General features: G+C 48.5%; 7 protein-coding genes and 1 tRNA gene. 3 read left to right on the top strand and 5 right to left on the bottom strand.

What is annotated here, in order from left to right; all coding sequences use genetic code 11:
- The 4 genes from Q0277_RS09795 to Q0277_RS09780 form a co-directional block, all read right to left on the bottom strand.
- Positions 1-1,077, bottom strand: a 1,077-nt coding sequence (locus Q0277_RS09795; protein WP_297997620.1) for a threonine--tRNA ligase, incomplete at its 3' end; no start/stop codon positions are given.
- A 102-nt stretch (positions 1,078-1,179) separates the two neighbouring features.
- Positions 1,180-2,379: a multidrug effflux MFS transporter gene (locus Q0277_RS09790; RefSeq protein WP_297997619.1), complete on the bottom strand. Its 1,200-nt coding sequence runs from the start codon at positions 2,377-2,379 to the stop codon at positions 1,180-1,182.
- Positions 2,363-3,100 carry a spore coat protein gene (locus Q0277_RS09785; RefSeq protein WP_297997618.1) on the bottom strand — a complete coding sequence of 246 codons (738 nt, stop codon included), beginning with the start codon at positions 3,098-3,100 and terminating at the stop codon, positions 2,363-2,365. The genes Q0277_RS09790 and Q0277_RS09785 overlap by 17 nt, the downstream gene beginning before the upstream one ends.
- 263 nt (positions 3,101-3,363) lie before the next feature.
- Positions 3,364-3,438: transfer RNA gene (locus Q0277_RS09780), tRNA-Glu, on the bottom strand.
- 77 nt (positions 3,439-3,515) lie between these two features.
- On the opposite strand from Q0277_RS09780, the gene Q0277_RS09775 reads away from it, so the two are divergent.
- Entirely contained in the window at positions 3,516-4,007 is a 492-nt protein-coding gene (locus Q0277_RS09775; RefSeq protein ID WP_297997616.1) for a hypothetical protein, read from the top strand.
- A 362-nt stretch (positions 4,008-4,369) separates the two neighbouring features.
- A complete protein-coding gene (gene nfo, locus Q0277_RS09770; protein WP_297997615.1) occupies positions 4,370-5,224 on the top strand; it encodes a deoxyribonuclease IV in 855 nt (284 codons plus the stop codon).
- Between the two features lie 774 nt (positions 5,225-5,998).
- Here the strand turns inward: nfo and Q0277_RS09765 are convergent.
- On the bottom strand, positions 5,999-6,679 hold the full coding sequence (locus Q0277_RS09765; protein ID WP_297997613.1) for a tetratricopeptide repeat protein: 681 nt from the start codon (positions 6,677-6,679) through the stop codon (positions 5,999-6,001).
- A gap of 192 nt (positions 6,680-6,871) precedes the next feature.
- Between Q0277_RS09765 and murI the strand changes: the two genes are divergently transcribed.
- The coding region (gene murI, locus Q0277_RS09760) for a glutamate racemase (protein WP_297997611.1) at positions 6,872-7,630 on the top strand (759 nt) is incomplete at its 3' end.

Here is a 7,630-nt window from a genome sequence, read left to right as displayed (position 1 = left end):
CACAAACAGATGCGCGTCGTCCTGGGTAAACTCGCGCACGCGGAAAAGCCCGTGCAAGACGCCGCTTTTTTCGTGGCGGTGCACGACGCCGTACTCGCAAAATTTAAGCGGCAGATCGCGATATGAGCGGATCTCGCTTTGATAAACCTTGATATGACCGACGCAGTTCATCGGCTTGATACCGTATTCCTGCTCCTCGATCGTCGTAAAATACATATTTTCTTTGTAATTGCTGTAGTGTCCGCTGATCTTCCACGCGTCGGATTTTAAAATTTCAGGGCCGCGCACAGGCTCGTAGCCGCGCTTTCGAAGCTGCCTATAAAGGCGCTCCTCGAGCTTTATGCGCATCCTCGTGCCGGCAGGAAGCCAGATCGGAAGTCCCGCGCCGATCTGCTCGTCGAAGGTGAAAAATTTCATCTCGGCTCCGAGCTTTCGGTGATCGCGCTTCTTGGCTTCTTCGAGCATCGTAAGGTGCTTTTTAAGGCTATCTTTATCGGCAAATACGACGCCGTAGATGCGAGTTAGCATCTCGCGCTTCTCGTCGCCGCCGAGATACGCTCCCGCGATGCGCGTAAGGGCGAAATTTTTCAAAAATTTCGTATTTTGCACATGCGGGCCGCGGCAGATATCCTCAAACTCGCCCTGCGTGTATAAGCTAACCGGGCCGTCCGGGATGCGCTTTAAAACCTCCTGCTTAAGATCGTCGTTTGCATATTTTTTCGCGACCGCCTCTTTTGTGGAGGCTATCTTTTTAATCTCTAAATTTGCCTCGGCAAGCGCGCGCATCTTTTTTTCAATCGCCTTTAAATCCTCTTCGCCGAGCTTCTCGCCGTTATCTTTGCTGACGCGGATGTCGTAGTAAAACCCATCCTCGATCGCGGGTCCCACGAAAAATTTAGCGCTCGGATAAAGCTCGCGCACCGCCTGTGCCAAAAGATGCGCACAGGAGTGGCGCAGAATTTTAAGCGCGTCCTCGGAGTTATCGAAATATATCGGCTGCGCCTCGCTTGCGTGCTCGCCGATACTTTGAGTATCGTAAATTTCACCGTTAAGTTTATATGCGATAATATCGCTCATTGGCTTGTTTCCTTTTTTACCGAATTGTCTTTCTTACACTGAAAGAACGAGAGCTAATTTTAGCTAATCAATCCTTAACGATAAATTTAAAAAATATTAAAATTAAAATTTTTGATTCTTTTCTCGCAATAAAAAATACACGGCGTTCGCACAAAGAGCACAAATCGCCATCACACTTGCGAGCAAAAACGGCTTATTCGCTCCCACTGCACCCACGATAAACGAAATAGCCCCGGCAATAGCAAACTGCGCAGTCCCCAGTACCGCCGAAGCCGCGCCCGAGTTGCCGTCCTTATACAGCGCCATCGCAAGCGTCGTGGCGTTAGGCGCAACAAAGCCGAGCGATGAAAGCAATACGAAAAGCGAAGCCTCAAAGCAGATGAAGGAAAGGCCAAGCATAGCGCATGCAAGCAAAATCAGGCTCGTCACGAGCATCGCTATTAGGCCGAAATTTAATAAAGCGGCGGGTTCACGATTTTGCACGAGTTTGGCATTTAGTGCCGAAACAAGGGTCATTCCAAGAGCGTTGATGCCAAATATTATGCCGAAGGCATGCTCACCCAGCCCATAATAGCCCAAAAATATGAAGCTAGAGCCCGTGATATAAGCAAAAAGTGCGCTCATCGCAACCGCAAATCCTAGCGTATAGCGCATAAATTCTTTATTTCGCAAGATTATGCCGTATTCGCCAAGCACGCCTTTTACGCTAAGTGTAGCAGTCCTGTCTATCTGAGCGCTCTCGTCGAGTCCGAAAAATATAAATGCAAAAAGCAAAATTCCAAGCGCAAACAAAATCGCAAAAATCGCTTGCCATGAGAAAAAATCTAGCACAAATCCACCTAGAGTTGGTGCTAGCATCGGCGCTAGCGAGCCTACGACCATCATCAGCGCAAACATCGCCGCAGCCTCGTGCAGCTCGAATTTATCATTAATTACGGCTCGCGCAAGTACCACTCCCGCGCACCCGCCTAAAGCTTGCAAAAACCTAAAAAATATAAACGCGTAAACGCTATCAAAGCTTACGCAAGCAAGCGACGCACATATAAAAAGCAAAATGCCCGCATATAGCGGCTTTTTACGGCCGAATTTATCGCTTAGCGGCCCATAAACGAGCTGTCCTAGCGCAAACGCGACGAAAAAGCTCGCGACCGAAAGCTGTGCGTAAAACTCGCTCGTAGCAAAGCTTGCCTTTACCTTTTCCAGCGCGGGCAGATACATATCGGTAGATAAGGGCGCCAGAGCGGACATATAGGCGAGTATAATCACCAGCTTAAATTTAACAAATTTACTTTGTTTGACCATCGTTTTCCTCAATTATTTTTAGGCAGAGCTCAAACGTGCGCACGAGCGCGTTTAGATCTTTAAATTTTTGCGGCAAAAGCCTAGCAATAAAATATATCGGACGCAGCGCAAGTACCGTAGCCCACGCACTTTGCACTACGTCCTGCCCGCCGTTTAAGTCGTAGGCGCGGATGCCTGCGCGCACCAAACCTTCGTTCAGCCCTTCGCGACAAAGATCATAGACAAACAGCAAAAAATCTCGCATTTTGGCTTTTTGCAGATCACCGCGCTCGCCGCGATTTTCAAAATCTATAAATTTCATCTCGCCGTTTTTTACTAAAACGTCGCGCAGCGCGGGTCTGCCGTGTATGAAGCCGCGCGAATGCAGCTGTGCTAACGCCGCAGCGTAGCCCTGAATGAGCGCCACGCAAGATGCCTTATCCGAGCTTTTTAGCACCTCGTCCACCGGCGTGCCGCCGTCTTTGAGTACGAAAAAGCTCTCGTCTCGCAGCACCAGCTGCGGCACAGGCGCGCCAGCTGCGTACAAGCTCTCGCATTTTAGCGCTTCGTAATCGAAAGCGGCTTTCGGATTTGCTTTAAATATTTTCGTAAGCAATCCGCCGCGGATGTGCAGCTCCGGTTGCTTGAGCCAGTATTTCTCGCCCTCGAAACTAAAGCTCGTGACGCGCTCGCCAGGATGATTTTTTAGAATTTCATTTACGTATTCTTTAAAATTTTGCATTCGATAAATTTAGCGAATTTTTTTTAGAAAGAGCTAAATTTGCGAGTTTTATTTCATTAAGTTCCATATGTCCGCATAAAATTTATTACGTAAATTCAGCGGGGCTAAATTTTAAAACTATCAGGTAGAATTTTTATTGCAGTCTTGGAATTTTGTAGCGCAGGAAGCAGCGAAAGCGCATAATTTTGAAATTTAGTAGTTAGATAAAATTTCAGAATTTTACAAAAGCTAAAATTTGTGTCAAAAAATTTTTAAGCTAGAAGTGGCGACCCCTACGAGATTCGAACTCGTTTTACCGCCGTGAAAGGGCGATGTCCTAACCGTTAGACGAAGGGGCCACTTAATCTGGTATTAAGATTAAAGGCGGTATTCTACTCAAGACGCACTTAAACCCAACTTAAATTAAGGATTATTTATGAAATGCTCTTTTCTGGCGCCACTTGCACTTTCGCTTCTGCTCGCAGGCTGTGCTACCACCGCACTCAAGCCCGCTTCTACGCAAGCTGTAAATTTCACCGTCATTTCGCCGCTTACCCGCACCAGCGACGCGGGCTTTATGCGTAAATTTAAAAACCAAACCGAGGTTCAAATTTACGCAAGCGGCATCAGCGTGCTGAGCCTGGTTTTAAAAGGCGATAAAATTTGCATGAACGGCGCGTGCGACGACGAGCTCGTTTTCAATAAAAAATTCTTCGGCGCCGAGCACTACCGCGGGCTTCTGGGCGAAATCCTAGACGGTAAGCCGATCTTTGGCGGTAGCGACACAGGCGGTCACTGCTTTGAACAAAGCCTGCAAGAAGGCTCTATCAATTATAAAGTTTGCCGCGGCAAGGACGGCGGCGGAAGATCCATAAGCTTCGCCGACGCAAAACGCAGCGTAAAGATCAAAATCCGCGAACTGCAGTAAATCTCGCGCGGCGAGTATTCGTAGCACGTGAAATACTACTCCGCAGGGCGGCGCGAATAAATTGCGAACGAGTAAAATTTCGCGCGGCGGGTATTTATAAACGCGCGGGAATACTGCTCTCTAGCAGCCGCACAAAACACGACGCGAGCGGTCAAAATTCCATTACTCGGCGGGATAGTCGCTCAAGCTTTGCAAACGACGCAGTTTTATTGACGCTCTGCGCCGGCTCTTCGCGGCGAAATTTACCGAGCAGCGCGTATTTGCGAAAGAAAAAGCGCGCATTTAAATTTAAAAAATCCGCGCGCGGTTCGGGTTTATGAAATTTCGGCGCACGCGGCGTAAAATAAAATTTAGGAGGTAAAATGAAGCGGATCGGAGCGCACGTGAGCGCTAGCGGCGGGGTTTCCAACGCGCCGCTAAACGCCGCAAAGATCGGGGCGGACGCGTTTGCGATGTTCGTCAAAAATCAGCGCAGATGGGATGCGCCGCCGCTTAGCGCGAAGGAGATCACCGCATTTAAGGATGCGCTGAAACAAAGCGGCATCCGCGCGAAGCATGTCTTGGTGCACGACAGCTACCTCATAAATTTGGGCCATCCGCGCGAGGCGGAGCGCGAGAAGTCCCTAAACGCCTTCATAGACGAGATTCGCCGCTGCGAAGCGCTCGGGCTTAGGCTTTTGAACTTTCATCCGGGCTCGCATCTAAATGAAATTTCAGCTCAAGTGTGCCTGGATAATATCGCAGAGTCGCTAAATTTCGCCATCGCAAACACCGCAGGCGTCAAGCTCGTGCTCGAAAATACCGCGGGCCAAGGCTCCAATCTCGGCTATGATTTCGCTCAGCTCGCTTACGTGATCGGCAAAATTTCAAATAAAGATCGCATCGGCGTCTGCATCGACACCTGTCACGCGTTCGCCGCAGGATACGATCTGCGCAGCCCGCAGGCCTACGAGCGCACGATGAGCGAGTTTGACCGCGCGATCGGCTATAAATTTTTAAGCGGCATGCACCTAAACGACACGAAAAACGAGCTTGGCGTGCGCAAAGATCGGCACGAGAGCCTCGGACGCGGATTTTTGGGGCTTGCGGCGTTTGAAAACATCATGAACGATCCAAACATCGACGAGATCCCGCTGATTTTAGAAACGATCGACGAGAGCATCTGGGCGGAGGAGATCGCACTTTTGCGCAGTATGCAAGGACGCCGCAAAGCCTAATCGGGCGCCTTTTGCGCCACGTAGAATTTATCTCATTTCGCTTCAAAGTGGCGCCTAGCGACAAGAGCCTTATGCCGTGCTAATTTAACATCGTGAGATTTATCGCTTAAATTTTAACAAGCAAAAATGATGAGGAACTTCGCGCTAAAAATTCTGCGCCGTAAAAAGTCGCGAAATTCTGCGACAAAAACACATCGTCATAGCAAAAGAGCAAAATTTTTATAGAAAAACGCAGTGCCGCAGCAGAAATGAAAAATTTTACGCTGCGTAATTAAAATTTTTAAGCAAGATTTTTAAAGCGATGCGGCGGCAAATTTTAAAATTCTATCGCTACGGTATTTCAAGGCTCAGCGCCAGATTCGAAGCTCTAGGAATTTTAAAATTCTAAATTCCGCATCAAAAAATCGGCGCGAAGCTTTATACGCGCGACTGCGTAAATTCCAATCTTGCAATTCCACTTTCGCCCAATCCATGCGAAGGCGCAAGCGCATAAGGCTACGTAATTCTAACTTAAAATTCTGCTGCGTACCAATCCACGCTTTTGGCACGCATTTGCTTATGACAAATCCGCCTCTTTATTTTAGCGCTTTGCTCGCATCAAAATCTGTGCAGGATCCGTGTAAATTTACGTTAAATTCTGCCGCATATCGCCCGATCAATTTAAAATTTTATCGTCGCTTTAAATTTACTTGCGTTTTAAATTTAGACGCGTTTATATACAGCCGAATTTTGAGCCGCAGCCGATGCATATTGTACCGACCGCAGCTCGGCGCGCTATTTTAGCAGCTCATACATATCGCAGGATTTTTGCCAAGTATCCTTCAATTCCGTCATATTAGGAAGGTCAAGATAAGAGCTATTTTTGCCTGAATCACAAGCTTTCTTGTAATACTGCGCAGCTTTACTTTTATCTTTTTCGACGTAATGGTTAAAAACCGCAAAATTGTAGCAATTCAGTAATTCGCCTGCTACGTCGCAACCTTTTTTATAATAAACCGCCGCTCTTATGAAATCTATTTTTATGCCGTCTCCTTTACGGTACATATCTGCCAATATACCGCATGATAGTCCATTTCCTCTGTCGCAAGCTTTGTCATAATAAATTACCGCTTTTGATATATCTTTTTCGACTCCGTCTCCGTCCTTATACATGGCCCCTAATAATGCGCAATCAAGAGCGTCTCCAGAGTCGCATTTTTTTTCAAAATACTCGACGGCTTTTTTTGGATCTTCTTGCATCATTACGCCCGAGACCCCGAGACAACCGAGCTTATTTCCGCCGTTACAAGCTTTTTCAAATAGTTTTAGCTTTTTTGCGTTATCCTTACATTGCAATCCTGCCTCGGCGCAAGATTTCATATTGCCATCATTGCACTCTTTTTCTAGCGTCTCAAGCTCGGACGCTCCTAACGCAAAGCAAGCGGCGAGCGCCAACGCAAATAGCGATTTTTTCATTTAGTATCCTTTCCGGGTAAAATTTGGCTAATTTTTCCCCCCCCCCCCCCTAAAAAATTGATTAAATTTATCGCGAATTTTAATAAGGTAGCGAGAATTCCGACCGCAGATCCACCAAGCCCGCTCAAAATTTAAATTTTACTTGAATTGGGCTATAATCCCTTTTTTAAAATTTTAACTTGGACTAAGAATTTGAAAATAGCGTTTTTTGACTCGGGTATCGGCGGACTGAGCGTGCTCGCCGAGGCTCTGCGGCGATTTAGCGGGGCGGAGTTTTTGTATTTTGCCGACGAGGATCACGTCCCCTACGGCACGAAAAGTAGGGCCCAGATCGTGCGGCTAAGCCTTGATGCGGTGGGGTTTTTGGTCTCGCGCGGCGCGGAAGGGGTCGTCGTTGCTTGCAACACCGCCACGAGCGCGGCTATCTCGGAGCTTCGCGGCGCATTTAGCGTGCCTGTCATCGGCATGGAGCCCGCCGTCAAGCTCGCTGCGGACAGCTTCGGAGCGCGCCCGACGCTGCTCATCGCCACGCCCCTAACGATCGCGGGCGAGAAGCTCGCGCGCCTCGTGGGGCGGCTAGAGTGCGAGACGTGGAGCCTGGCGTTACCGCGCCTCGTGGAGTTCGCGCAGGATTTGGAGTTTGACTCGCCTGCGGTTCGGGCGTATCTGCGGGAGGAACTGGGCAAATTTGAGCTCGCGCGCCTTGGCTCGCTGGTGCTTGGTTGCACGCATTTTAACTATTTCAAGGACGTTTTGCGCGAAATTTTGCCGCCTCACGTGCGCATCATCGACGGCATCGACGGCACGCTAAATCGCCTTGCAAGCGAGCTTGGCGGAGGGCTAAAGCTTGCTAGCATCGAGGATTTGCCCTCGCAGGCGACTAAATTTAACACGGACGGCGAGAGCATAAAAGGCAAGAACAAGCGGGGCGTAGAAGGTCGCGATAATAGC

The sequence above is a fragment of the uncultured Campylobacter sp. genome (assembly GCF_938030815.1).
Classification (GTDB): Bacteria; Campylobacterota; Campylobacteria; order Campylobacterales; family Campylobacteraceae; genus Campylobacter_B.
This window is presented reverse-complemented; position numbering and strand designations above follow the sequence as displayed.

Bases quoted from the DNA above. Each gene is read 5' to 3' on its own strand.
- Q0277_RS09790 (WP_297997619.1), bottom strand. From the start codon at position 2,379: ATGGTCAAACAAAGTAAATTTGTTAAATTTAAGCTGGTGATTATACTC.
- Q0277_RS09785 (WP_297997618.1), bottom strand. From the start codon at position 3,100: ATGCAAAATTTTAAAGAATACGTAAATGAAATTCTAAAAAATCATCCT.
- Q0277_RS09775 (WP_297997616.1), top strand. From the start codon at position 3,516: ATGAAATGCTCTTTTCTGGCGCCACTTGCACTTTCGCTTCTGCTCGCA.
- nfo (WP_297997615.1), top strand. From the start codon at position 4,370: ATGAAGCGGATCGGAGCGCACGTGAGCGCTAGCGGCGGGGTTTCCAAC.
- Q0277_RS09765 (WP_297997613.1), bottom strand. From the start codon at position 6,679: ATGAAAAAATCGCTATTTGCGTTGGCGCTCGCCGCTTGCTTTGCGTTA.